Source organism: Thauera sp. DNT-1, assembly GCF_055393985.1.
The window spans coordinates 1,173,803-1,199,244 of record NZ_AP043752.1; the positions used below are offsets into that span (position 1 = coordinate 1,173,803).

18 protein-coding genes are annotated in these 25,442 nt (G+C 71.9%); 10 read left to right on the top strand and 8 right to left on the bottom strand.

Annotation, left to right across the window (positions count from 1 at the left end):
* Nucleotides 1–265: 265 nt before the first annotated feature.
* Entirely contained in the window at nt 266–421 is a 156-nt protein-coding gene (locus ACZ5PP_RS05505) for a hypothetical protein (RefSeq protein WP_169316027.1), read from the top strand.
* A 201-nt stretch (nt 422–622) separates the two neighbouring features.
* Nucleotides 623–2,260 carry an alpha-D-glucose phosphate-specific phosphoglucomutase gene (locus ACZ5PP_RS05510; RefSeq protein ID WP_464826848.1) on the top strand — a complete coding sequence of 546 codons (1,638 nt, stop codon included), beginning with the start codon at nt 623–625 and terminating at the stop codon, nt 2,258–2,260.
* A 125-nt stretch (nt 2,261–2,385) separates the two neighbouring features.
* Here ACZ5PP_RS05510 and ACZ5PP_RS05515 read toward each other — a convergent pair whose 3' ends face one another.
* From ACZ5PP_RS05515 to ACZ5PP_RS05540, 6 genes are read right to left on the bottom strand one after another with little or no spacing between them, the layout of a single operon-like run.
* Nucleotides 2,386–4,251, bottom strand: coding sequence for a hypothetical protein (locus ACZ5PP_RS05515; RefSeq protein ID WP_464826849.1), 1,866 nt, complete (start codon nt 4,249–4,251; stop codon nt 2,386–2,388).
* A 36-nt stretch (nt 4,252–4,287) separates the two neighbouring features.
* Nucleotides 4,288–6,159 carry a hypothetical protein gene (locus ACZ5PP_RS05520; protein ID WP_464826850.1) on the bottom strand — a complete coding sequence of 624 codons (1,872 nt, stop codon included), beginning with the start codon at nt 6,157–6,159 and terminating at the stop codon, nt 4,288–4,290.
* Nucleotides 6,156–10,235 (bottom strand): hypothetical protein, encoded by a 4,080-nt coding sequence (locus tag ACZ5PP_RS05525; RefSeq protein ID WP_464826851.1) that lies wholly within the window; start codon nt 10,233–10,235, stop codon nt 6,156–6,158. Before ACZ5PP_RS05525 ends, ACZ5PP_RS05520 begins: the two co-directional genes overlap by 4 nt.
* Complete coding sequence (locus tag ACZ5PP_RS05530; RefSeq protein ID WP_464826852.1) at nt 10,225–12,846, bottom strand: hypothetical protein; 2,622 nt, start codon at nt 12,844–12,846, stop codon at nt 10,225–10,227. Before ACZ5PP_RS05530 ends, ACZ5PP_RS05525 begins: the two co-directional genes overlap by 11 nt.
* 28 nt (nt 12,847–12,874) lie before the next feature.
* Nucleotides 12,875–15,832, bottom strand: coding sequence for a DUF6603 domain-containing protein (locus tag ACZ5PP_RS05535; protein WP_464826853.1), 2,958 nt, complete (start codon nt 15,830–15,832; stop codon nt 12,875–12,877).
* 34 nt (nt 15,833–15,866) lie between these two features.
* Complete coding sequence (locus ACZ5PP_RS05540) at nt 15,867–16,544, bottom strand: hypothetical protein (protein WP_464826854.1); 678 nt, start codon at nt 16,542–16,544, stop codon at nt 15,867–15,869.
* 308 nt (nt 16,545–16,852) lie between these two features.
* Here ACZ5PP_RS05540 and ACZ5PP_RS05545 point away from each other — a divergent pair, with 308 nt between their 5' ends.
* A complete protein-coding gene (locus ACZ5PP_RS05545; RefSeq protein ID WP_464826855.1) occupies nt 16,853–17,515 on the top strand; it encodes a hypothetical protein in 663 nt (220 codons plus the stop codon).
* Nucleotides 17,516–17,767: 252 nt separating this feature from the next.
* Here the strand turns inward: ACZ5PP_RS05545 and ACZ5PP_RS05550 are convergent, their stop codons facing one another.
* On the bottom strand, nt 17,768–18,172 hold the full coding sequence (locus ACZ5PP_RS05550) for a DUF2784 domain-containing protein (RefSeq protein WP_004322817.1): 405 nt from the start codon (nt 18,170–18,172) through the stop codon (nt 17,768–17,770).
* A gap of 121 nt (nt 18,173–18,293) precedes the next feature.
* Nucleotides 18,294–19,361 carry a phosphoribosylformylglycinamidine cyclo-ligase gene (purM, locus tag ACZ5PP_RS05555; protein WP_004322816.1) on the bottom strand — a complete coding sequence of 356 codons (1,068 nt, stop codon included), beginning with the start codon at nt 19,359–19,361 and terminating at the stop codon, nt 18,294–18,296.
* Nucleotides 19,362–19,502: 141 nt separating this feature from the next.
* Here purM and ACZ5PP_RS05560 point away from each other — a divergent pair, with 141 nt between their 5' ends.
* The 7 genes from ACZ5PP_RS05560 to ACZ5PP_RS05590 all read left to right on the top strand — a co-directional run bounded on the left by ACZ5PP_RS05560 (nt 19,503) and on the right by ACZ5PP_RS05590 (nt 25,436).
* Entirely contained in the window at nt 19,503–20,609 is a 1,107-nt protein-coding gene (locus ACZ5PP_RS05560) for an AI-2E family transporter (RefSeq protein ID WP_004322815.1), read from the top strand.
* A complete protein-coding gene (gene hda / locus ACZ5PP_RS05565; RefSeq protein ID WP_012585660.1) occupies nt 20,606–21,298 on the top strand; it encodes a DnaA regulatory inactivator Hda in 693 nt (230 codons plus the stop codon). Before ACZ5PP_RS05560 ends, hda begins: the two co-directional genes overlap by 4 nt.
* Before the next feature lie 79 nt (nt 21,299–21,377).
* A complete protein-coding gene (locus ACZ5PP_RS05570) occupies nt 21,378–22,040 on the top strand; it encodes a histidinol-phosphatase (RefSeq protein ID WP_004300571.1) in 663 nt (220 codons plus the stop codon).
* A gap of 436 nt (nt 22,041–22,476) precedes the next feature.
* Nucleotides 22,477–23,847, top strand: a complete 1,371-nt coding sequence (gene pcnB / locus ACZ5PP_RS05575) for a polynucleotide adenylyltransferase PcnB (protein ID WP_004300569.1) — start codon at nt 22,477–22,479, stop codon at nt 23,845–23,847.
* A gap of 10 nt (nt 23,848–23,857) precedes the next feature.
* Nucleotides 23,858–24,364, top strand: a complete 507-nt coding sequence (folK, locus tag ACZ5PP_RS05580) for a 2-amino-4-hydroxy-6-hydroxymethyldihydropteridine diphosphokinase (protein ID WP_464826856.1) — start codon at nt 23,858–23,860, stop codon at nt 24,362–24,364.
* Nucleotides 24,365–24,397: 33 nt separating this feature from the next.
* Entirely contained in the window at nt 24,398–24,769 is a 372-nt protein-coding gene (locus ACZ5PP_RS05585) for a DMT family protein (protein ID WP_004300565.1), read from the top strand.
* 28 nt (nt 24,770–24,797) lie between these two features.
* Nucleotides 24,798–25,436 (top strand): deoxynucleoside kinase, encoded by a 639-nt coding sequence (locus ACZ5PP_RS05590; protein ID WP_004300563.1) that lies wholly within the window; start codon nt 24,798–24,800, stop codon nt 25,434–25,436.
* Nucleotides 25,437–25,442: the final 6 nt, after the last annotated feature.

Consider the following 25,442-nt stretch of genomic DNA (forward strand, 5'->3'; position numbering starts at 1 on the left):
CCGTCAGCCTTGCTCGCTATGGCTCAGATCAAGGCGAGCATCGGGGACGCCCCCCGCCGAACGACGACGCGTCACGCCTTGACCGCGCTGTCGTCCCGTCGTTCCAGATACGAGGCCAGCGCCTCGAAGAGCCGGTCGGTGCGTCCGCTCTCGTCTACATGTGGGAAAATCGGGGACAGACCACGATTAACCCATCCCGATCAAGCCTTCCCGCCCCTGTGCTCGTCAGGACCACCGCCGATGGGGTGCCGAAATGTGGAATGCCTTGTTCAACCTGTTCGTCGCGGCGGTCGTCGCGCCCGCGGCAGCGCTGATCGTGATCGCCTGGAGCGGAAAGCTCGGCTGGCCGCCGCTGCCGGGTTTGATCGTCGCCGTGGCGGCAGGCCTGGGCATCATCAGCGATCGAATCCGCAAGCCATGAGCCGCTGACCGCGATGCACCGGGGCGGCGTCCCATCGTCCCGCGTGGCTGCACGCACGCGCCGACCCCGCGCAGCACTTGAGAACTTCGCCGCAAACACGTTCAATACCGGCCTTCCGAGGCCGCCCCTCCACGACACGCCGACGCGACCCGCCTCGGCCACCGCCAAGCCTTCCGCGCCCACAAACCGCCGCGAGCATCCATGAGCATCCAGACCGTCCCCACCCGCCCCTTCCCCGGCCAGCGCCCCGGCACCTCCGGCCTGCGCAAGAAGGTCGCCGTCTTCCAGCAGCCGCACTACCTCGAGAACTTCGTGCAGGCGGTGTTCGACACCCTGCCCGGCCACGAAGGCCAGACCCTGGTGCTGGGGGGTGACGGCCGCTTCCACAACCGCGTCGCGGTCCGCACCATCCTGCGCATGGCGGCGGCCAACGGCTTCGCCCGCGTGCTGGTGGGCCGGGGTGGGCTGCTGTCGACGCCGGCGGTGAGCGCGGTGATCCGCGGTCGTGGCGCCTTCGGCGGGCTGATCCTGTCGGCCAGCCACAACCCGGGCGGACCGGAGGGCGACTTCGGCATCAAGTACAACGCCGCCAACGGCGGCCCCGCGCCGGAGAAGCTCACCGAGGCGATCTACGCGCGCAGCACGGAGATTGCCGAGTACCGCATCGAGGACGCGGGCGCGGACATCGACTTCGACACCCTCGGCACGCGCACCCTGGGCGGCATGACCGTGGAGGTGATCGACCCGGTCGCCGACTACGCCGAGCTGATGCAGCAGCTCTTCGACTTCGACGCCATGCGCGCCTGGTTCGCCGCCGGCCACCGCATGCGCTTCGACGCCATGAGCGCGGTGAGCGGGCCGTACGCGCGCGCGATCCTCGAAGGCCAGCTCGGCGCCCCCGCCGGCACCGTGATCAACGGCGAGCCGCTGGAGGATTTCGGCGGCCACCATCCCGACCCCAATCCGGCGCACGCCGCCGAGCTGATGGCGGCGATGTCCGGCCCCGGCGCGCCCGACTTCGGCGCGGCCTCGGACGGCGACGCCGACCGCAACATGATCCTCGGCCGCGACTTCGTGGTCACCCCGTCCGACAGCCTGGCGGTGCTCGCCGAGCACGCCACCCGGGTGCCCGGCTATCGCACCGGGCTGGCCGGCATCGCGCGCTCGATGCCGACCTCGCGCGCCGCCGACAAGGTCGCCGCGGCGCTCGGCATCCCCTGCCACGAGACGCCCACCGGCTGGAAGTTCTTCGGCAACCTGCTCGACGCCGGCCAGGCCACGCTGTGCGGCGAGGAGAGCTACGGCACCGGCTCGAACCACGTGCGCGAAAAGGACGGCCTGTGGGCGGTGCTGTTCTGGCTCAACCTGCTCGCCACCACCGGGCGCTCGGTGGAAGACCTGGTGCGCGCGCACTGGGCGCGCTTCGGCCGCCACTACTACTCGCGCCACGACTGGGAGGGCATCCCCAGCGAGCGCGCCGACGCGCTGATGGCCGAGCTGCGCGCGAGCCTGCCCGCGCTCGCCGGACGCGACTGCGGCGACGGCCTGCGCATCGCCAGCGCCGACGACTTCGCCTACACCGACCCGGTCGACGGCTCGGTCAGCACCCGCCAGGGCGTGCGCCTGCTTTTCGCCGACGGCAGCCGCATCGTGTTCCGCCTGTCGGGCACCGGCACCGAGGGCGCCACGCTGCGCGTGTACCTGGAGCGGTTCGATGCCGACCCGGCCCGCCACGACCAGCCGGTGCAGCAGGCGCTCGGCGCGCTCATCCGCATCGCCGACGAGGTCGCCGGCATCCGCAGGCACAGCGGCATGGAAGGGCCGACGGTGGTGACCTGACGGCCAGCCGGCGCTGCCTCGCACCAGTCTGTTCACAAGGCGCCGCGCAACTTCCGGCACTGTCTGGACGGTGCGATGCGCGGCGCTTCAGCGCGCGGCACCGTCTCAACGACGCCTGCGCCACATCAACGCCGCTGGTGCCGGGCCGCAGGCGGCGCCGGCGGTGGCGAGAAGCGCGGCCGGAAGACGAACAGTTCGCCGCCGTTCGCGTTGGCGGTCCACAGGCTGCCGTCCGCACCGAGCGCGAGCGCGAGGTTTTCTTCCGGCCCGTCTGCGAAGCGCTGTCCGACGAACAAGGCCCGCCCGTCGGGCGCAAAGCCGTGGAGCGTGCCGCTGCACCAGAAGAAGAGGTTGCCTGCGCCATCCATGACCGGATTCGAGCTCGCGCACAGCCCGTCACCGAAGCGCCGGCCGGCATCGCCCGGCCCGAATCCACGCACGTTCAGCGTGCCATCCTGGACGAAGCACACGCGGCCGTCGGGCGCCAGCACCGGCTGCGTGCTCGTCCCGCCGCTCGCCTGCCAGCGCGGCGCGCGCCCGGCGAAGGCCCACACGGTTCCCGTGCCGTCCTCCGCGTCGTAGCCGGAGAAGATCCACTCGCCCGCGCGCATGCCGGCCACCGGCAGGTGATGCCTCCAGCCGGACCCGGCTGCGCCGTCGCCGAAGGCGAGGCGCTCGGCCTCGGCGGGGTCGTGCAGATCGACGAGCACCGCGCCCTCGCCGTTCGGGACCGCCACGTATCGGCCATCGATGCTCAGCGCCGGGCTGCCCGGCGTGATTGTCCCCGCATCCTCGTGCAGTCCGAAGAACAGGAAGGGGCGCAATCGCGCGTCGAGGCCGAGCACGCCATCCACGCCATCCCCGAGCACGAGGTAGAGGCTGCCGTCCTCGCCCACGGTCGGTTTGGTGAAGGGCGCCAGGCGCACCGGCATCTGCGGGGCGAGCTCCGGTAGCACAAAGCGGTGGCGCAAGGCGCCGCGGGCCTCGAGGTCCCAGGCGCGCACGGCATCCTCGGTGACCAGATAGAGCAAGCCCTGCGGGCCGATGACCGGCGCGCGCTGCACGACCCCGCCGCCGATCTCGCTCGACCACAGCAAGGCCCCCTTGCCATCGAGCACGACCAGAAAATTGCGCTTGCCCCGCTGCACTGCGATCACCTGATCGCGCCACAGCAGCGGACGCTCTGCGAGCAGGCCGGGGCCGGCGTCCTCGCCGACGGCGGGCAAGGGCAGCGCTTGCAGTTCGAAACCGCTCGGGCCGTGCGCCGGGTTGGAATCGCCACGGCCGCTGTGGCCGGCGTCGTGCTGCGGCTGGTGCCAGCCCTTCGTGGCTGCGGCCGCCGCCGCGTCGGGCGCGTACTGGATGACCAGGCGGGGCGCACTCGAGGCGTGCCGAATCGTGTCCTCCGCCGGCGCCCGGCCGTGCAGCAGGCTGCTCGCCCTGGCGGTGGCGGTGTAGAGCTCGAGCTCCAGGCGACGGGCCGGCGCCGCGGCCGCCTCGGCGACGGCCTCGCACAGGCGGCCGTTGTCGGGGTTCAGGGACACCGGACGGTCGGGTCTCAGGTCGCGCAGCGCGGCGAGCGGACGTGTCTCGCCCACGCGCCGCACCGCCAGCTCGACCACGGCGGCGACCGCCTCGTGCTCGCGCACATATCGCACCTCGCTCGCCACCACGCGCAGCACGCAGCGCCGCATCTGCGCCGCCGACAAGCCGGCGGGCAGGCTGCCGAGGTCGAAGGCCAGCCTCACGCCATTGCCGGGCAGAAGCCAGTAGTGCTCCCCCCCGATCGCCGCCAACGCAGCGGTCGCCGCCTCGGTCGTCGATGCAGGCTGGGGATCGAGCGCCTCGAGGAGGGTCGTGGAGACCGCCGAGCTGCCCGCAAACGCCACGCTCCCCGGTTTCGCCGCAGCCACCGTGCGCTCGGCCGCCGGCAGCATGGCGGGCACCAGCGCAAGCAGCGCCAGGCAGATGTGCAGTGATCGCAGCTTCATCCCGTCCTCCCCTTGCGCATCCCGGAGGCGTCGCGCCTAGGCCGGGAAGTACAGTCGCAGCGCACGGTCCGCCGCGCATTCGTTCTCCGCGGCGTGCAGGTGGACCACCAATGCGCCGGCGCGTAGCGCCTGCACCTGGACATCCTCGATCTCCGCCGGAACCAGGCGCTGCAGATCCCCGCAGGGCAGCACCGCCCAGCGCTTGGCGGGCGCATCCACCAGGCGCAGCGCGATGGCCTCGACCCGCTCGGCGTCACCGCCATCCGGTTCGCCGCAACGGTCCAGCCATGCGAAGACGTGCAGACTGCACCCGTCGCTCACCAGCGCGGCGGCAAGCACCCGCCCGTCGATCAGGTCACCGAGCAGGAAGCTGCGCTCCCAGCGCTGGCCGTCGAAAGACCACAGGTCGAAACACTCGCTGCGTTCCTGGTCGGACTCCCGCCCCGGTTCGCAGCCCTCCTCCGCGGCACGCTTCGATCCTGTCCTGCCGAACAGCCACACCCGCCCACCATGAACCGCCGGCTGGGCGGCGCCGCGCGGACGCTCGCGCGGCCCCCCCGCTGGCTGCTCCTTCCAGTCCAGGGCCGGCCCCGCGGCGTTCTCAGCAGGCTTCTCGTCCTCGGCAAGCTTCTGCGTCGCCGCCCAGGCGTCGTCGAGCGGCGCGCCGGCGGAGTCGATGCCGCCGAACACCCACAGGCGTTCCTCGAAAACCGCCACACCGTGTGCCCGCCGGGCGCACCAGGAGGCCTCGCCGTGATCCCGCCAGCGCGGTTCGCGGGCACCGACGTCGAGGCTCCAGACCTTGTTTCCGCAGCGCCCCTCCGCGCCGGACATGCCGCCAAAGAGCCACAGGCGACCGCGGAACAAGGCCCCGGGCAAGCGCTCGCAGCCAGGCGGGAAGGCCACGAACGGGCCTGCCCCCTCAGTTGCCACCGCAGTTGCCCCCTCGGTCACCCCCTGCGCACCCACCGGCTCCCAGGGCCCCAACGCATGGTGCGTGCGACACAGCAGCACGCGCGAGCCGCCCACCCCGGGCAACGCGACGCTCGCGTACAACTTGCCGCCGGCAATTCCGAACAGGCGCAGCGGCACCGCTTGTGCGCTCGTATCGGCGAGGGCGGGCATGGCCAGCCTGCGGCCCTCCCGCGTCGCCAGCACGCAGGGCCAGCGCTGCCAGCCCGGCCGCAAGGCGCGCACGCGCAATCTCGCCTCGTGACGCTCGCCCGCTCCGTCCCAGCCCCGCAGCACGAACTCGGCATCCGCAACCCCCACCACGACGCGCCGCCCCCCTTCGTCCGGGACACCTTCGGCGATGCACAGGCCGTCACGCAGCAAGCTCAGGCCCGCCAGCCCGCAGGTGCGCCAGCGCAGCTCGACGACGTCGCCGGGCAGGTTCACCGCGGCCTGGTCCGGCACGCAGGCAAAGTCGAGCACGCCCGCGGCCGATGCACGCTTGGCGAGCCGCAGCGCAATCGCCGCCGTGGCGGCCGCATCGCCGCTCGCCTGCAGCCCGAGCGCGAGCGCCGCAAGGCCGGGCTGCGCGTCCGAGACCGCGCCCGACAGGACCACCTCGAGGGCGTCGCCGGGCCGCAGCAGGACTTCGCCGCGGCGCAGCAACCATAGCTCGCAGCGCTCCGGCCGCTGCGGCGGCAGCCGCCACTGCGCCACCCAGCCCGCCGGCGCCTGGCAGGTCCAGCGCCGCAGTTGCGCCGCGCTCCGCACCAGGTCGCCCTCCCCGCCGCCGACCCCGCCACGCAGGACGAGCGCCGGCCAGCGCGTGCGCGCAAGCGCCGCGTCGCCGCGGTAGTCGATCCGCAGCGTCAGCCGATTGGCTGCCGAACGCGCGCCGACGACGAAGTCGCCCAGGCTGTCGAGGCGGGCCAGCAGCCCCATGGCGTCGTCCGTCATGCCCGCCTCCGCAGTCGCAGCGCCACCTCGGCGATGCGGCACGCCGGTGGCGAGTCGCGGTCCGAGGTGGCGAGCCGACGCCATGCGCGCAGGCGGTAGCGGCCGGCCTGCGGATGCGCCAGCACCCAGGTCGAGGGCAGGGGCGCCACCGCGGTGCACAGCAGGACGCGCCCGTCCGGTGCGCTCAGCTCGATGGCGTCGGCGCCGCTCACCGTCCACACGAGCGTGGCGGGCACGCCCCTGGGAAGCTCGAAGCCCTCCGCCGCATCCTGCGCGGCCCCGCCCGCCGACGCGGCGGTCGCAGCTTCGACCACCCCGAAGCCGTCGATCGCCAGCGCGACCGCTTCGAGCCGCAGCCAGCCCTCGGCCAGCGCGAGCCCGGACGGGAAGGCGACGCTGCCGCTCGCCGCGGTGTCGATGATCTCGCGCTCCTCGCGCACGCCCACGCGCGGGTGATGGTTCCACGACCACTGCCCATAGAGGTCCGACGGCCGCGGCATGCGCAGCTCGTCGCGCGCACCCAGCACCGGGCCGGTGAAGAACATCAGCGAACGCGCACGCACGCGCTCGCACGCGCCGGGCGGCCGGAAGCTCGCGCGCGGGAGGACCGCGCTGGTCACCGTGAAACCGCGCTCCGGGTCCATCAGGAGGATGAGCTCGAGCGGGCGCTCGATGCTGACCACGGGCTGGGCCCGGTCGCGCAGCTCGGGCCTTCCCCCGCCGGTGCGCAGGCCCCAGGCCGGGTGGAAATGCCCCGGCTCGTCGGCCAGGAAGAAGCCCGCGAGCCCGTCCCCCGCGCTGCCGTCGAAGTCACCCAGGCGCAGCGGAAACTCGATCGCCCCGACTCCGCCACAGTGGCCTCCACCCTGAACACTCGCCGGGTCGTGGGCAGGTGCGCCATCGAGCTCGAGCCGCAGGCGCGCGCGCAGCAGCGCCAGCGGCCGTCCGACGAGAAGCCCGACAGCGGGGTCGTCGGCGTCGGGCAGGAGTTCGCCCGCCGCCTGCTGCAAGGTGTCGAGCAGGTCGGCGAGACGCGCCCCGCTCGCCCCCTGCCAGCGCAGCAGCTCGCGCACGACTGCACGGACGACCGGATCGGCGCCGCTTTCGGCCAGAGGATCGGCCGGGTCGAGCATGGCCTCGCCCTGCGCCTCCGCTGCCGTGGCGGCGTGCGGACCGCGCGTCGTGACCCAGCGGAAGCCGTCGATCCGGCGGGCGCGTCCACCGACGCCGTGCGCGTCCGCCTTGCCGCGCATCGCCTGCAGGGCCCCGAGCAGATTGCCCGCGCCGTCGAGCACCACGAGCGTGCCACCGACCCGATCGGGAAGGATCCAGCCGCACGGCTCGCCCTCGCCGGGCTCCTCTGCGGCATCGTCCTGCTCCCGCGCGGTTCCGCCCGGCTTGCTGCCCTCGTCGCACCCACTTGCAGGCCATTCCACCACCAGGCGGGCGGCCTGCACCAGACGCGGCTCGAACAGCGCAGCCCCGCCGGGCCCGCGCAGGCGTTGCGGCAGCAGCACCGGAAGGGCACCGCCGCCCTCGGGCCGCAGCTCCATGAACTGGCCGAAGGCGTCGATCACCCGCAGGCGCTCGATGCGCAGCAGGCCGGCGCGCAGCGGCAGCAGGCTCGCGTTGCGCAGCGGCGACAGCCATTCTGCAGCCTCGAGCTGTGCGGCATGCGGCGCGGGACGCAGCGGCCCCGCCGGGCCGTCGGCCTCGAGCGGGGGAAGTTCAGGTCGTGCGCAGCGGGCGAGCAGGCCGTCCATCAGGCCGTCGAGGTTCTGCCCGAGGACGTCGATCGCGGCCACCTCCATTCCGGCCTTGGCCAGGCGGCGCCGCAGCGCGTCGGCCACGCCGGGGGTCATCAGCGAGGTGCCGGTGAAGACGTGCTCGCGCCCGGGGACCGCCTCGACGCTGCGCTCGAACCCGTTGCCGCGCGCATCGAGCCGCCACCCCGCGAGCGCCTCGGCCCCCTCCCCGGCCCCGGCGAGCTCGCTCCACGACACCCGCCACTGCAGCAGCAGCGGCAGCCAGGGGTTGCCACACCAGCGCGTGCAGGCGATCGCCGCGGGGGCCAGGTCCGCGCTGCCGGGAGCGCCGGTTCCGGACCCGCCGGCGGGTGGCGCGTTCGAGGGGCCGGCGTCGGTTGCATCTGCACGGGGAACGACTGTCCCGTCTGCACGCGCGATGCGCATCGCCTCGCGCAGCAGGCCCGCCGCGGGTGCCGGAATGCCACGGCGCTGCAGATCGAGACCCGCCATCGCGCCGATCACGGCCTCATCCTTGGCGGCGGCAGGGCCGCCCTCGGCGAGGCGGGTACTGGTCCGGCAGTGCAGCCGACCATCGGCGCGATGGCGACCGTCGGTGCCATGTCGCCCGGGGTCGGCAAAGGCCGCTCCGGCGAGCAGCAGGACCGGGTCGCGCGGGCGATGGAAGCGCACACCGTCGACCCGTCGCAACTCGTGGCCGGGCAGCAGGCACTCGACCAACGCGCGCACGCGCTCGAGCGGACGCCCGCGCGGCATGCCCTGCGCATCGACCCGCTCGGCGAGGCGCTCGCGTTGCAAGGCGATCCTCGCGCGCAGCACGGACTCCTCGGCGCGCCAGCGCTCGACCGCCTCGGCGTCGCAGTCGAAGCTGGCCAGGCCGCGCTGGTACCAGGCGAGGTAGAACGCCTGCCCGAGGCTGTCCAGCTCGCGCGCGACGGCGTCGGCCGCGCGCTGCTGTCGCTCCAGGGCGGCGAGCGCACGCCGCACGATGCCGGGGATGGCCTTGCGTGCAGGGCGCCCGGCACGCAGCGGGGCCGGCTCGCGCTCGGCGATCTCCCAGCCGGAGGCGCGCGACAGCGGCTGAAAGCGGCGCACATGCAGTTCGTGGGCGAGGCGCTCGGCCCCGCCCGGATGCTCGAGCAGCGGATCCAGGTCGTGCTGCAATGCCTCGAAGTAGGCGGCGTGCTCGGCCGGCACGCCGGGCTGGGCGCCGAGCAGCGCCGCCATGGCCTCGGCGCCGTCCTCGCCCAGGGCCGCGCGGAAGGGGGCATCGCGCGGCGGGCCGCCGTACACCGCTGCCGGGCCGCGCCAGCGCAGCCCGGCGAGGAGGCCATGGCACAGGATCTGCCCCGGCAGGTGGTGCCAGGCCGTGTCGAGCTCGGCCTTGCGCGCCTGCGCCTGGCGCCGCGCCTCGACATACTCGCTCGCGAGCCAGCGCGCCGCGTCGCGCGGCACGGCACCGCGGCGACGCTGTGCGACGCGGCGGGCGTGCGCGCTGGCCTGCAGCGCCCGATCCTCTGCCTCGAGCCGCTCCTCGTGCTTGACCAGGAGTTCATCGAGCCCCGGATACACCCATGCGCAGCCCTCGAAGAAGGCCTTCCATGCATCCCAGTCGCGCGCCGAGCGCGCCTTGTCCAGGCAGACGGCGAGCGGATCCTCGTCCTTGGCGGCGGAGCACCAGCCGAGCACGAGGTAGTGGAGTTCGCCCTCGTGCAGGGCGCACACCTCCCCGTCGTGGAAGCCGAGCACCCCGCGCCCGTGCGGGAAGCTCGCCGCGAACACCGGATCGCCATAGCCGAGCGCGGTGATGCCGGGCTGGCGCACGGGGTGGTGTTCGGACCAGGCCTCGAGCGGCACGCAGCGCCCCAGGTGCACGAGCAACTCGTCCGGCCCGAGTGGCGCCGACGCGTCGGCGACCCTGCGCGGCCACGCACGCCCCGCGCGCACATCGACCAGCGTGTCGCTCTCGACCACCCAGCCCCGGCACGCGGCATCGGCAGCCCCGAAACGCAGCACGAGCCAGCGGTTGGGAATCGCCGGCATGCGCTGCCCGACGGCCTCGCCCTCGCCCGACTCCGGGGCGTGGGTGAGGCCGTCGGGCAGCGACCAGTGCAGATAGACCCCGGGTGCGAGCGCTTGCGGCGTCTCCTGGAAAGGCTCGCGGGCGAGCAGGCTGCCGAGGCAGGGCCCCCCCTCGGCGAGCGCGGAAAAATCGGCCGCGAGATCGATCGCCGCACTCGCCGCGCCCACCGCGAGCGCCTCGACGTTCATCGGTACGAGCAGGAAGGGACGGTAGGGGTCAGCCGACACGCGCGCCTCCGGCAACGATCTGGAAACGGAAGGCCCCCGCCGCCTCGATCATCTGCATCGCAAAGGCGCCGGGGCCGAAGGGCTGCGCGGCGACGACTCCGTCGGGCACGGCGCCGCCAGCGGCGGCAGGTGCGGAGGCGGACGCGGTCGGCACGACGCCGGGCGCAGACACCGAACGGAGCACACCGGCGAGCGCATCGATGTCGATCACCCCCGGGGCCCCAAGGACATTCGCGCCTGGCTCCGGCACGCCGCGCATCGGCACATCGATCGGGCGCCCGACGAGCGCCGCGCCGGTCTGCGGGTTGCGCCGCGTGCGCGTGAAGCCACTGCCACCGACCGTCGGGCTGAGCCCGAAGTGCAGGCCCTCGCGCGGCTGGCGGATCTCGACCGTGTCCGGCATGCCGTTGAAGAGCGCGAGCATGACGTCGTCGGCCAGCTGCTCGATGCGCAGCGCAGGCAGCTTGTTGCCCCCCTGCCACGCCTCGACCTCCAGGCCGCGCCAGCCCTCGACCACCGCCGAGCGCAGCAGGAAGCCACCGAGCGGCCAGTCCAGGCCGGCAGGCGACGCTGTCGAGACCTTTTCCGAGGCTTTTGCCGAGGCCGTTGCGCGCCCCTCGCATTCGGCACGCAGGCGCGCGCGCACGCTCGCCGCGGCGCGTCCGGCCTCCCCCGCGGCGCCCACCTCGATGGGCAGGTCGGTCTCCGCGGCGGGATCGCCCACCGTGGGCGACAGGCAGAAGCGCATCACCCGGTTGACCAGAAGATCGCCGCAATCCGCGTTGCCCACGCTGCATGCCCCCTGCACCAGCGCCTGGATCCAGTTCGGGTCGAGGAAGAAGAAGCGCAGGGTCTCCGGCGGCAGCATGTCCTCGTCGGGCACCAGGTTGTGCAGCGGCACGCCGTAAAGCAGCACCAACCGGCCGAGCCAGGCGCTGGCCTCGGCGAGCATGGCCTCGAGTTCGGTCGCCCGCAGCACCGGTGCTGCCACGGGCGCCGACGCCGCGGGCACGATGGGGGTCGGCCCCGGCCCGAGGCCGGCACGTCCGGCCCCGACGCCAGCCTCGATCGCCTCTGCGCAAGCCAGCGCAAGCGCCTCGCGCAGCCGCCCGGGCCGCCCGCCATCGTCGGGCTCGCCGCGCACGCCCGCGCAGCGCACGAGGCTGGCCAGGCGGGCGGCGTGGCGCAGCTCGGCGAGCCGCCGCCGCAGGCCCAGCCGCGCACGCTCGAGCGCGAGCACGAAGCCGCGGTTCTGCAGTGCGAGCAGGCGACCGAGCTGCCAGGCACCGGCGTAGGCGGTGTCGAACATGCCGCACTCGGGGTCGTAGCGCAGGAGCTCGTCGCTGCAGCGCACCAGCCGCTGCACCAGGCGCGGCTGCGGGTATTCCAGAGGCACGAGCGGACCGCGATACCAGGACACCGTCCGCTCACCGTGGCGGAGCCGATGATCGAACGCAGCGTAGCCGCGGGCGAGCGCGCCATGCACCAGCGCGGCCGGCGTCGGAGCCTCTCCGGGCAGGCGCGCCGGCGCCGATTCGGCCGCCAGGGCCGGCTCGGGCAGTGGCAGGTGGAGCCAGGCGTCGACCCCGGCTGCCGTCCTTTCGGTCCCCGCTCCCTCGCTCCCGGCGCGCTCGCCCGCGATCCGTGCGCGCTCGAAGGCCCCCGCATCGAGCCCGCGCATCCGTGCCTTGAAGTCGCCCTTGCCGACGCACTCGAAACGCCAGCTCGCGAGCACCGCGAGGCGCACGCTGGTGTAGCCGTCGAGGCGGCTGAAGTCGGCGAGCACATCCGCGAAGCCCTCCAGCGAGACCAGGAAGGCATGATGCGCGCCCCCCGCGGCCGGCATGCGATTGCCGATCGCCACCGCATACCAGCCCTGGTCGTGCCCGCGGAAGATCTCCTTGTCGCCGGTGTCGATCAGCCGGGCATGGGCCAGCCAGGGCAGGTCTGCATCCCGGGGTGCGATCGCGGCGAACAGATTCGCCGGCAGGTCCAGCGCCTGGCAGCGCTCGCCAGCGTGGCGGGCCAGCAGCCGCTCGTGGTCGGCCCCCTCCTGGCCGAGTGCGGGGACCCGGATCCGGGCAGGATTCCGGCCCTGCGGGTCGCGCGCGAAGAGCAGGCTGTCCTCCTTGCCGTCCGCACCGCCGCACACCGGCAGCGGACGAGGCGGGACACAGGCTGCCACCGCCCTGCCCTCGCCCTGTTCCACGCCGGCGAGCAACTCGTCCTCGCCGAGCAGCAGCACGGCGAGCCAGGGTCGTGGCGGATCGCCCTGCGGCCCCCCGTCGAGCGTGCGCTCCCAAGGCAGCGTGCGGCGGGTGAACACCACGTGTGGCAGCGCGTCGGCGAAGGCGCCGGCCGCACCCGGCGGTGGATAGGTGGCGTGGATGTCCGCCGGCTCGAGGCGGAAGCGCGGCCCATCGACGCTGAACAACAGTTCGGACGCATAGGGCACCGAGTGCATCGGCAAGGGAACGAGGGGGGCCGCGCGTACCTCCTGATTCATGCGCAGGCGGTAGTCGCCCGCCGCGAGCGCGGGCAGGCAGGCATCGGCGAAGCGGATCTGCCCGGGCCCGACACTTGACGACGGAACGGCGGCGGTCTCTTCCACGACAGCGGAATCTCCCATATCGAGGCGATCAGATCTCGGCGAACATGCGCGGCACGTCCTGGCCGATCCGCGCCATCAGGGGCTCGACGTCGAGGACGTGCTCGGGCGCCGCGGCGAGGATGGGCAGTTCGGCGTCGGCGCTCAGCTTGCGCACGCCGCGGCCGGCGTTGAGGCAGTCCACGATCGCCCTGCGGCGCTCGACCACGACGCCCGCCATGAGGGTGTCGCCCAGCCTCGCCGCGCTCCCGGGCAGGGCCGTCGCCGGGCGGAGCGCACCGACATCGCTGCAGGGATACTCGACCCGATCGTACGCGAAGGTCTCCAGCTCGAGCGCCGGGCCGACCCTTGTGTCCGGATCGACCCGGCCGCGTAGTTCGATGCCCACCGGCGCGCCGTCGATGAGGGTTTTCCCGGACAGGATGTCGATGCCGGGCGGGCGCGGACTCCACAGCGCGCTGGGGACACTGACGGTGAGGGGCGCGAGGTCGAGTTCGGCCTGCGCGTCTCCCCGGACGCTGCCATCCGGGTGGAGCGCCTCGAGCGTGAGCTCGATCCGTGAATGAAAGCGCCCCAGGCCCATCGGTTGCACGCCCAGCTGCGGCCAGGTACCACCCCCGCGCGGGTGCAGCTCGCGGCCGTCGAAGCGCAGCTCGGTCGCCGGCACGCTGCTCTGGCAGCGCAGGTGCAGGCGATGCGCCTGCAGCACCGGGCGCCGGGGCGCGCTGCCCGGGGGCGCGGCGGGCGTATCGAGCAGGCCATCCACGACCGCGATGCGGGTGACGTCGGGGTTGCCGAGGAAGCTGTGCGCAAACGAGCGCTCGGGGTCGTCCGACTCCCAGACCATCGGCGGCGGCAGGCTCTTGGGCGGCCCGAAGCCGACCGTGAAGCTGACCACGTAGAGCGAGATACGCACGCTGCCGGCGAGCGGCGGACCATAGAGCGCGATCGCCGCGCCGAGCTCGATCGACAGGCGGATGCGCACGAACCAGATCTTGATGTTCAGCTGCACGCCCAGCGAGACCGCAACCGCGGCCTCGTAGTGGAGCGGCTTCCACTGCATCAGGAAATCCGCGCGCGCGACCAGCCAGGCGCGGATGCCGCCCGAAGCGTAGACGATCGACAGGCTGCCGCCGGCCATGATCGCCGCGGGACACAGGGCGAAGTAGCACTGCCCGCTGATCGTGACCTGACCGATCTGGCAGTTGAACTCGACCCGCTCCGGTCGCGGGTAATGCGCCGGAACCTGGAAGGATGGATGGTAGCCACCCACCGAGACGACGAAATCACCCGCATGCGGGCCCGCGTACCAGGCGAAGAAGGCGAAACCGCCGCGCAGGCGGAAATCGCGTCGCAGCACGAAGGAGTTCTCGGTGAGCCGGCCCTCGACCGCGACCAGGCCGTCGTCGGGCGCGATCACCACACGCAGTTCCATCTCCACGCAGGCCATGGCAGCCTCGCCGCCCGCCTTGCGCGGCAGCTGCAGGCGCGACAGGCCGAGCACGCCGATCTCCAGGCGGTTGCCGAAGGCGACCGACAGCATCGCCACCGACTCCACGATGCCGAAGGAGGTGAAGCGCACGCCGCCGGCGATCCACATGCTGTCGCGCTCGGGGGCGAGCCAGGTGTCCACCAGCGCGCCGATGCGACGCGGATCCGCATCCTTGCCGAGGTAATCCGGCTCGGCCGCGGCGCGCAGCAAGGGGAAGCTGTGCACCTGCTCGATCGGCGGCAGGGTGAGGCGGCGGTGGATGCCGATGCCCAGGCACAGCCCGGTGACGAAGAAGAAGGGCGGACCGCCGATCTCCTTGTGCAAGGCGGCGAAGGCGAAGAAGGAGTGCGCGCCCTCGATGCGCTCGTAGGAGCCTATCGCGCTCACGCTGAGCACCGGCGTGCTCACGCGCAGGCTGCCGTCCAGGCGCAGCGTCTCTCCCGGCGCGCGCGTCAACCCGCCGCTGATCGCGATCGCCCCGGTCTCGAGCCCGAGCATCGCGCCCTCGAGCCGGACGCCGAGGCCGTCCATCGCCGCGTGGGGCCCCTTCAGCAACGCCGCGATCGGGCAATCGACGCCGAAGCCGACCAGCTCGAAGGACAGGCCGCCGATGCGCAGGCCGGCATCGAGGGCGATGGCGAGCCGCGAGGACTCGTAGACCAGCCCGACGCGGCGGAAGCTCAGCGGACCGATGCGCTTGTCGATGCGCTTCCAGAACGCCTTGCCGCGCGCCGGCAGGGGTGCTTCGGGCGCGGGCGATGCGAGCGCGGGGGCGGCTGCGGGGGCAGGCTCGGCGGCCGGGGCCTGTGCGTCGAGGGTATTGCCGGTGTCGTGCCCGAAACCTTCGAGCAGATCGACGCCACCGATGAGCACTCGCCCCGACAGGTTCAGCCCCGCGTGCAGGCTGCGGCCCTCCCCGGCGCGCTCGACGAGGGGCGCGAAGGCGCCCGGCGCGGTCGCCGGCTCGAGGTGCAGCCCGCTGCAGTCCCGGCTCGCATGGAAGACGCCGAGCCGCTCGACCACGATCCCGCCGATCAGCTCCGAGAGGCCCTTGTCACCGATCGGCCGCGGTTCGAGCTCGAGCTCGAAACCCGCCACCAGGCCGCCTTCATCCTCCGCACGCCCGGGGACGGGAAGGAGCTTCGCGACGACGATCCGGGTGTGGCCGACCCCGACGCCCAGGGTGGTGTTCAGCACGACGCAGGGCGTTGCGGTACTGCGATAGGCGAGCTCGACCGCCTCGAAATGGATCGCCGCCAAGGCCCCCCCGCCCAGGGCATCGAGCGCCGCGCCGGGGCCGGCGAAGGCCTCGCCGAGACCGGCGAGCAGGCCGCCCAGGGTGTCGGTCTTCTCGCCGCGCAGTGTCCCCGCGAGGCCCGTCAGCCCGCCACCGGTGAGCGTCCCGCGCAACGCAAGTGGACGGCCGCCTACCCTGAGTTCGAGTTCGAGCTCGACCGTCGTCGGCGTGGCCGGCCCGGCATCCTCCGTCGTGCTCACCCCGCGGCTCCGCGGCAAGGCGGATGGATCGCCCTCATCCGACGGCTGCCGGCGTGTCGGCTGCGCCCGCTCCCTGCTCCCCCCCTTCCTCGGCGGTCGGCGCGGGGGGCGCATTCACGTCCTTGGGGTCCTTCTGTTCGGAAGGAGAGGACGGCAACGCGGACACGGCCTTCCAGTAGGTTTCCAGTTCCTCCTGGCAAGCCTCCGGGCATTTCAACACCCGCAAGGACACGCCCTCGACGTCGAACAGCTTACCCAATTCAGGACTATTGGTCAGCGCCGCGATGAGGCCCCCCTTCTGCTCATCGGAACACTTCAAGGCAATGCTCAGCAGCATCGGTCCGCTATCGCGGTAATAGAAGGCCGCGCAGTCGAGTTCAGCCCTCTCCATCACATTGGACAAGGATTCGGGAACCGTCGCGCCCTGGGTGCCGAGATAGTCCTTGAGATGTTCGAACTTGACCTTCAGTGGATGGGTGAGACAGACCGAAGTCCCCCCGCCTTGCACCGTCCCCGTTTCGCCGGGGTTATCGATGAGCAGGCTGGCCGGATGACCATCCGTCGCCAGATCGATGCTGGCACGGAAGTGCGTCTTGCCGTCCGCGCCGGCATTGGGCGAGAACAAGCCTTCGCCGATGCCGATCGGGGCCCCGGCGGGTGCTGCGGCGACGGGGACTTGCGAATCGCTTTGCTTGGGAACGGTCTTGGGCATGAGGAAGACTCCTGTCGGAATGCATGCGATGAGAAAGCCGCAACACGCGCGACGCCCTTGCCACGGAGCATCGGCGCTTTTATTCAGCATAGACGGCCCGACTCGGAGCATCCAGTCGCACTTCTGCGTGCGCTGGACGACGGTGCTTGCTCACGCCTGAAGACTGTATAAAATATCAGCTTCGGAGAAAGGCAAGCATGAACACCGATCAACTCTCCCTGTTTGCAGCACAGGCGTCGTCGGCGTCTCCATCGCTTCCGCAGCGCCGAACGCGCAAGCCACGGGCGGCTCCGCATACGGACGCGGTCATGCCAATGCCGTCCGACGCGCCATCCCTCACCATCTCCATCGCGCTCGAGCTCCCGCTCGATGCGCCCCGTACCGATACCACGCCCACGGCCCTCATGACGAACCCCAGCCTCCCCGACCCCGCCCGGGACGAAGCCCAGACCCTCTTCACTCCGCCCCAGCCCGACGTGCCCGCCTTCCGCAGCGACCGTCTGTGGCAGCTCGACGGCTGGACCGCGCGCGTGATCAAGAACGAGGACGACGACGGCTGGGCGGTCGAGATGCTGCAGGACGGCGAGGCCGAGCCGGCGCTGGTGGGCCCATGGACCATGGGGCGCGACAAGAAGAACCCCAAGCCGCTCGACCAGTCCGCCTTCAACACCCTGGTCAAGACCGCCGGCGAGGTCCTGCAGCGTCACCGCCAGCAGGCGCACGCGATGCTGCACAAGCGTCTCACGGTGTTCGCGCTCGACGCGCAGTGGGACGTCCGCCTCGACATCACCCCCGACGAGTACGAGCCCTACGCCACGCTGAGCGCCTTCGACGCGCTCGGCGAAGAGGTCGCGCAGGTGCGCGTTCCGCCGGACTTCCGCCTCGGCGTGGCGAGCGCGACCGCCTGGATCACCGGCGGCTTCGCCCGCCCGACACAGGCCACGCGCGGTTTCGAAGGCTGGAGCGAGTGATCAGGCAAGCGCACCTTGCCCGGCTGTTCCCCCCGACGCGGATTGGCCCCGAACCGCCGATCGCGACTTGCACCGCTCCTGCGGGAATCTCGGCAGGCGTAGTGGTCATGTAGGAGCGACGCAAGTCGCGATCGGCGGTGCGAAAGTCGATGAGCGTCGGCAGGCCCGCAGCGGCTGCGATCGCGACTTGCGTCGCTCCTACGGAAAACCGCTGCGCTTCCGGAGCGGCGACGTGGGCGACACAAGTCGCGATCACGGCGCCCGCGCCCGCCTGGCGCACGCACCAGTGCTGCCCTGGCGCAGCTTCCGACGCCACACCCACGCATACACCGCCAGGTTGACGAGCACGACGAAGCCGGCGAGCGCGAACTGCAGCTCGCGGGTGAGCGCGGCGGGATAGATCAGCGGAAGAACATAGTGCTCGATGAAGCCGCCCGCATAGCCGGACTGGCCGGCCAGCACGCGCAGGCGGTTCTCGAGCGGGGTGAGCGGACACAGGCCGCCGCTCGCTTCGATCCACGCGGCCCAGGCGACCGCGGGCAGATGCAGCCAGGGGGCAAGCCGCCAGCGCAGCGCGAGCAGCCCGCCCAGCACGGCGAAGGCGATGAAGCCCAGGTGAAGCAGCAGCACCGCGTCGGCGGCGAGGCGATAGCCCATGGCGCGGCGAGCTCCAGGCCTGGGGATGGAACGGAACGCGGAAAGCGGCGCGGAAACGCGGCTCGACCGAGGTCGATAACGCGGCGCGCACGGGTCGCCCCCTGCGCGCCGGGGCACATCCTCAGTCGATGATGGTCTGCGCCTCGCCTTCGCGGCGGGTGTCGATGACGCCGATGCGATACACGGTCTCGCCCGCGGCGGCGAGCTTCGCCTCGGCGGCCTCGGCGTCGGCTGCCGACACGATCACCACCATGCCGATGCCGCAGTTGAACACGCGATACATCTCGTCCTGGTTCACCCCGCCGGCGAACTGCAGCCAGCGGAACATCTGCGGCAGCGCCCAGGTGTCGCCGTCGATGCGCGCGGTCAGCTCCTCGCGCAGGATGCGCGGCACGTTTTCGGTGATGCCGCCGCCGGTGATGTGGGCCATGCCCTTGACCACGCCGGGCATCGCGCGCATGAGCTCGAGCATGGGCTTGACGTAGATGCGGGTGGGTTCCATGACCACGTCGCGGAAGGGACGGCCGTGGAAGGGCGCCATCATGTCGGTGCCGGCGCGCTCGACGATCTTGCGGATCAGCGAGTAGCCGTTGGAGTGCGCGCCGCTCGAGGCCAGGCCGAGCACCACGTCGCCGGGGACGATCCGGCTGCCGTCGATGATGTCGGCCTTCTCGACCACGCCGACCGCGAAGCCGGCGAGGTCGTATTCGCCCTCGGGGTACATGCCGGGCATCTCGGCGGTTTCGCCGCCGATGAGCGCGCAGCCGGCGAGCTCGCAGCCGCGGGCGATGCCCTGGACCACGTCGGCGGCGGTGTCGACGTCGAGCTTGCCGCAGGCGAAGTAGTCGAGGAAGAACAGCGGCTCGGCGCCCTGCACCAGGATGTCGTTCACGCTCATCGCCACCAGGTCCTGGCCGACGGTGTCGTGCTTGTCGAGCTGGAAGGCGAGCTTGAGCTTGGTGCCGACGCCGTCGGTGCCGGACACCAGCACCGGCTCCTTGTACTTCTTCGACAGCTCGAAGAGTGCGCCGAAGCCGCCGATGCCGCCCAGCACCTCGGGGCGCATGGTGCGCTTGGCGAAGGGCTTGATGCGCTCGACAAGCGCGTCGCCGGCTTCGATGTCCACGCCGGCGTCGCGGTAGGAAAGGGAGGGCTGGGGATCCAGCGGTTCGGGATGATGGTCGGCCAAGATCGTTCCTTCGGGCTCGCAGGCTGCCGGGCGTCGCCGCATGCCCGGAGGGACCGAGCTTGAGGCCGCAACGCCAAGTGGCTACATTTACGTGTTCTGCGGGCGGTTTTCGCCCGCGCCAAGCCCGCGATTTTACTTTAAATGAAGCCTCCCCGCGTCGATCGCCTGCAAACCGTCGCCTGGACCGCGACCGGCGCCGCCCTCGTCGCCCTGCTCTGGCTGCTCGGACCCATCCTCACCCCCTTCGTGGTAGGGGCGGTGTTCGCCTACATCTGCGACCCGGCGGTCAACTGGATGGTCGCGCGCCGCGTGCCGCGGGCACTGGCGGTGCTGCTGGTGATCCTCGCGCTCGGCCTGCTGCTGATCGCGCTCGCGCTGATCCTGGTACCGATGGTCTATCGCGAGGGCGTGCTGCTGGTGCGCCGCCTGCCCGAGCTGGTGCAGATGTTCAACCTCAACGTCGCGCCGCTGCTCGAGGCCCGCCTCGGCGTAGACATCAGGCTCAACGCCGAACAGTTCCAGCAGCTGATCGCCGACAACTGGACGAGCGCGCAGGAACTGGTGCCGGCGGTGCTCGCCCACCTCAAGACCGGCGGCATGGCGGTGCTCGGCTTCCTCGCCAACGTGGTGCTGATTCCGCTGGTGATGTTCTACCTGCTGCAGGAGTGGCCGCGCATCCTCGACGAGCTCGAGCGCATCGTGCCGCGCCCCTGGGTCGACGGCACCAAGCGCGTCCTCGGCGACATCGACTCGGTGATGTCCGAGTTCCTGCGCGGCCAGCTCTCGGTGATGCTGCTGCTGGCGGTGTTCTACAGCGCCGGCCTGTGGCTGGCCGGGCTCAACTTCTGGCTGCCGGTGGGCGTGCTCACCGGCCTGCTGGTCTTCATCCCCTACGTCGGCTTCGGCGGCGGGCTGATCCTCGCCATCGTCGCCGCGCTGCTGCAGGCGCAGGGCTGGCCGCCGCTGGCCGGCGTGGCAATCGTGTATGCGCTTGGTCAGGTCGTCGAGAGCTTCGTGCTCACGCCCTACCTGGTGGGCGAACGCATCGGCCTGCACCCGCTCGCGGTGATCTTCGCGCTGATGGCCTTCGGCCAGCTCTTCGGCTTCGTCGGCGTGCTGGTCGCGCTGCCGGTGAGCGCCGCGCTGCTGGTAGGCCTGCGCGAGGTGCGCGAGGCCTGGCTCGCCAGCCCGGTGTATCTCGGCACGCAGCCGCGGCCGATCATCGCGAGCGAGCGCGAGCGCCCATGAAGCAGCTCGTCCTCGACATCCGCCCCGACGCCCCGCCCACGCTCGAGAACTTCGTCGCCGGCGCCAACGCCGAGCTGGTCGCCACCGTCTCGCTGCTCGCCTCGCCCGCCACCGCCGAACAGCTCCCGGCGCGCCACATCTACCTGTGGGGCGCGCCGGGCAGCGGACGCAGCCACCTGCTGCGCGCCGCGGTCGACGCCGCGCGCGCCGCCGGCCGGCCCGCCCACCTGCTCGCCGCCGCGACCGTCGAGGACCACCTGCCCGAGACGCCGGGCGCACTGCTCGCGATCGACGACGCGGACCAGCTCGGCGCCGCCGCGCAGATCGCGCTCTTCAACGCCTTCAACCGCGCCCGCGCGAACGGCCAGTCGCTGCTGCTGTGCGGCCCGGCCGCCCCGCTCGGCCTGGCGCTGCGCGAGGACCTGCGCACCCGCATCGGCCAGAGCCTGATCTACGAGGTGAAGCCGCTCGACGACGACGCGCGCGCGGAGATCCTCACCACCCTGGCGGCGCGGCGCGGCCTGCGCCTGGCCGACGAGGTGGTGGATTTTCTGCTGCGCCACGGCCGCCGCGAGCTCTCCAGCCTGCGCGAGGTGCTGGACGCGCTCGACCGCGCCTCGCTCGAGCACAAGCGCCCGATCACCCTGCCGCTGCTGCGCGACATGATCCAGCAAGGGCTGGAAATCTGACCCCGCGGGGCCGCCGTCCGACGCGCGTCACGCCCTCTTCGAATCCTCATCCAACCGATCCATCTTGCGGAGCCCGATCGTGAATCTCGTCCTCTTCGACCTCGACAACACCCTGCTCGCCGGCGACTCCGACTTCGCCTGGGCGCAGTTCCTCATCGGCAAGGGCGTGCTCGACCGCGAGGTGCAGGAAGCGAAGAACATCGCGTTCTACGAACAGTACAAGGCCGGCACGCTCGACATCTTCGAATTCCTCGACTTCCAGCTCGCCCCCCTCGCCCGCCACCCGCGCGCGCAACTCGACGCCTGGCACTGCGAGTTCATGGCGCAGTCGATCCGTCCGATGATCACCGCCAAGGCGCGCACGCTGGTGCGCGAGCACCTCGACAGCGGCGCCCTGGTCGCGGTGGTCACCGCCACCAACGCCTTCGTCACCGGTCCGATCGTGCGCGAGTTCGGCATCCCGCACGTGGTGGCCACCATCCCCGCACAGCAGGACGGTGCCTTCACCGGCAAGCCGCGCGGCATGCCGGCGTTCAAGGCGGGCAAGATCGAGCGCGTCGACGCCTGGCTGGAGTCGCTCGGCCTGCACATGGGCAGCTTCGAACACAGCTGGTTCTACAGCGATTCGCACAACGACCTGCCGCTGATGCAGCGCGTCACCGACCCGGTCGCGGTCGACCCCGACGACACCCTGCGCGCCCATGCCGAGGCCGCCGGCTGGCCGGTGATCTCGCTGCGCTGAACTGGTCGTTGATCTCGCTGCGCTGAAGATTCGCGACTTGCGTCGCTCCTACACCGCCCCGCACCCGCCGACGCTCATCGCCTCCCGCACCGCCGATCGCGACTTGCGTCGCTCCCACATCGCGGCTCCGGGTGCGCGACGGTTCGCGTAGGAGCGACGCAAGTCGCGATCGCCACCACCCCGAAGACGCACCGGTTTCCCGTGGGAGCGACGCAAGTCGCGATCGCCACCGCCCCGAACACGCACCGGTTTCCCGTGGGAGCGACGCAAGTCGCGATCGCAGCCGCCCCGGAAGCGCGCAGCCTTTCCGCAGGCGGGACGCGAGTCGGGAGTGCCATTTTGCCGAATCCCCACCGCTCCCCTCCGCCTTCGCGCAGCGTACGGACGTTTCGATCGGTTATCATTGCGCGCTTATGCAAGCACGACTCCTTTCCCGATGATCCGCAAGCTGCTGCGCAAGGTTTTCAAGCGCCCGGCCACCCCCGCACGCCACGAACCCGCCCTCATTCCCGTCGAACGCCACGGCATCCGCCGCGAGCAGCTGTCGCCGGCCGCGCGCAAGGTATGCGCGGTGCTGCAGGAGAAGGGCTTCAAGGCCTTCGTCGTCGGCGGCGCGGTGCGCGACCTGCTGATCGGCCACCCGCCCAAGGACTACGACGTCGCCACCAGCGCCACACCCGAGGAGGTGCGCGCCGCCTTCCGCCGTTCGCGCATCATCGGCCGGCGCTTCAAGATCGTGCACGTGATGAGCGGGCCGGAGACCATCGAGGTCTCCACCTTCCGCGCCAGCCAGGACGCCGAGAGCGCCGACACCGACGAGCACGGCCGCGTGCTGCGCGACAACGTCTTCGGCAACCAGCAGGAAGACGCCACCCGGCGCGACTTCACGGTCAACGCGCTGTACTACGATCCCGGCACCGAGACCATCGTCGACTACCACCACGGCGTCGCCGACATCCAGCAGAAGACCCTGCGCATGATCGGCGACCCGCGCACGCGCTACCGCGAGGACCCGGTGCGCATGCTGCGCGCGGTGCGCCTGGCGGCCAAGCTCGGGCTGACCATCGACCCCGCAGCGCGCCAGCCGATCCGCGAGATGGGCCCGCTGCTCGAGAACGTGCCGGCGGCGCGGCTCTTCGACGAGATGCTCAAGCTGCTGTTCTCCGGTCACTCGCTGAAGTGCCTGCAGCAGCTGCGCGCTGAAGGCCTGCACCACGGCCTGCTGCCACTGCTGGACGTGATCCTCGAGCAGCCGATGGGCGAGCGCTTCGTCACCCTGGCACTGGAGAACACCGACGAGCGCGTGCGCGAGGACAAGTCCGTTTCGCCCGGCTTCCTGTTCTCCACCCTGCTCTGGCACGAGGTGCTGAAGACCTGGGACAACAAGAAGGCCGCCGGCGACCATAGCCAGCCCGCACTCTTCGAGGCCATGGACGAGGTGCTCGACGCCCAGGCTGGCAAGCTCGCCATCACCCGCCGCATCGCCGGCGACATCAAGGACATCTGGGCGCTGCAGCCGCGCTTCGACAAGCGTGCCGGCAAGGCGCCCTACCGCGTCATCGAGCAGCCGCGCTACCGCGCCGGCTGGGATTTCCTGCGCCTGCGCGCGCAGGCCGGCGAGATCCCGATGGAGATCGTCGACTGGTGGGACGACTTCGCCCACGCGGGCCCCGACCAGCGCGAGGCCCTGCTGCGCCAGGCGCCGCCCGACGCCGCACCCGCGGCGAAGAAGCGCCGCCGGCGCAAGCGCAAGCCGGCCGGCGAGACCCCCGCGGCGGCGGACGCCGCCGTCGTCGATCCGTCCTGAGCGCTCGAGCTTGGTCCGCGCATACGTCGCCTTCGGCGCCAATCTCGGCGACCCGGTCGCCGCGTTCACCGAAGCCGTGCAGCGCCTCGATGCGCTGCCCGTCACCCGCGTCGTCGCGCGCTCCTCGCTGTACCGCAGCGCGCCGGTGGGCGTCGAAGGCCAACCCGACTACCTCAACGCGGTGATCGCGCTCGACACCGCGCTCGCGCCGCGCCCGCTGCTGGAGGCCCTGCTCGCGATCGAGCACGACAGCGGCCGCCGCCGCGACTTCCCGATGGCGCCGCGCACGCTGGACCTCGACCTGCTGCTGCACGGCGACGCGGTGATCGACGAGCCCGGCCTGCAGGTGCCCCACCCGCGCATGCACGAGCGCGCCTTCGCGTTGCTGCCGCTGGCCGAGATCGATCCCGCCGCCAGCATTCCCGGCCGCGGCGCGGTCGCGGCGCTGCTGCCCGCGCTCGCCGGCCAGGCGATCGAACGCGTGCCCACCCCCGCCGACAGCGCCCGCCACCCCTGACCCGCTCGCCACCGCCCCGCCCTCCGTCCGCCCATGGCCGCCTGGATCCAGTCCGTCAGCTCGATTCCCGTGTGGATGCAGACCGCGCTGCTGCTCACCGCCTCCAACGTGTTCATGACCTTCGCGTGGTACGGCCACCTGAAGAACATGCAGACGAAGGCCTGGTATGTGGCCGCACTGGTGAGCTGGGGGATCGCGCTCTTCGAATACCTGCTGCAGGTGCCCGCCAACCGCATCGGCGCCACCACGCTCAGCCTCGCCCAGCTCAAGATCATGCAGGAGGTGATCACCCTGCTGGTCTTCGTGCCCTTCGTCGTGCTCTACATGAAGCAGCCGCTCAAGCTTGACTACCTGTGGGCCGCCTTGTGTATGCTCGGCGCGGTGTATTTCATCTTCCGCAACTGACGCACGCTCACCGGAAAGGCAGCCCAGCATGCTCGACAAGGCCCGCTACATCGTCGTCGAAGGCCCGATCGGCGCCGGCAAGACCTCCCTCGCCCGCCGTCTGGCCGACCGCCTCCAGGCCGAGGCGGTGTTCGAGCAGGCCGAGCTCAACCCCTTCCTCGGCCGCTTCTACCAGCAGTCCGAGCGCTGGGGCCTGGCGACCCAGCTCTCCTTCCTGTTCCAGCGCATCGACCAGCTCTCCACGCTCGGCCCCATCGAGGGCGAGCGTCGTGTGGTGGCCGATTTCCTGTTCGACAAGGACCACCTCTTCGCCGAGCAGAACCTGTCGCCCGACGAACTCGCGCTCTATCGCCGCGTGCATGACGGCCTGCAGCCCGCCAACGCGCCCCGTCCCGACCTGGTGATCTACCTGCAGGCGCGCCCCGACACCCTGATGGAGCGCATCCGCAAGCGCGGCCTGGATGCCGAGCGCCGCATCACCGAGCTCTACCTCGAGCAGGTGGCCGAGCGCTACACGCGCTATTTCTACCAGTACGACGCCGCACCGCTTTTCATCGTGGATGCCGGAAAGCTCAACCCGGTCGACCGCGACGAGGACTTCGAACTGCTGCTCGAACGCCTGCGCGAGATGCGCAGCTACCGCGAGTTCTTCGGCTACGCGGATTGAGCGCAG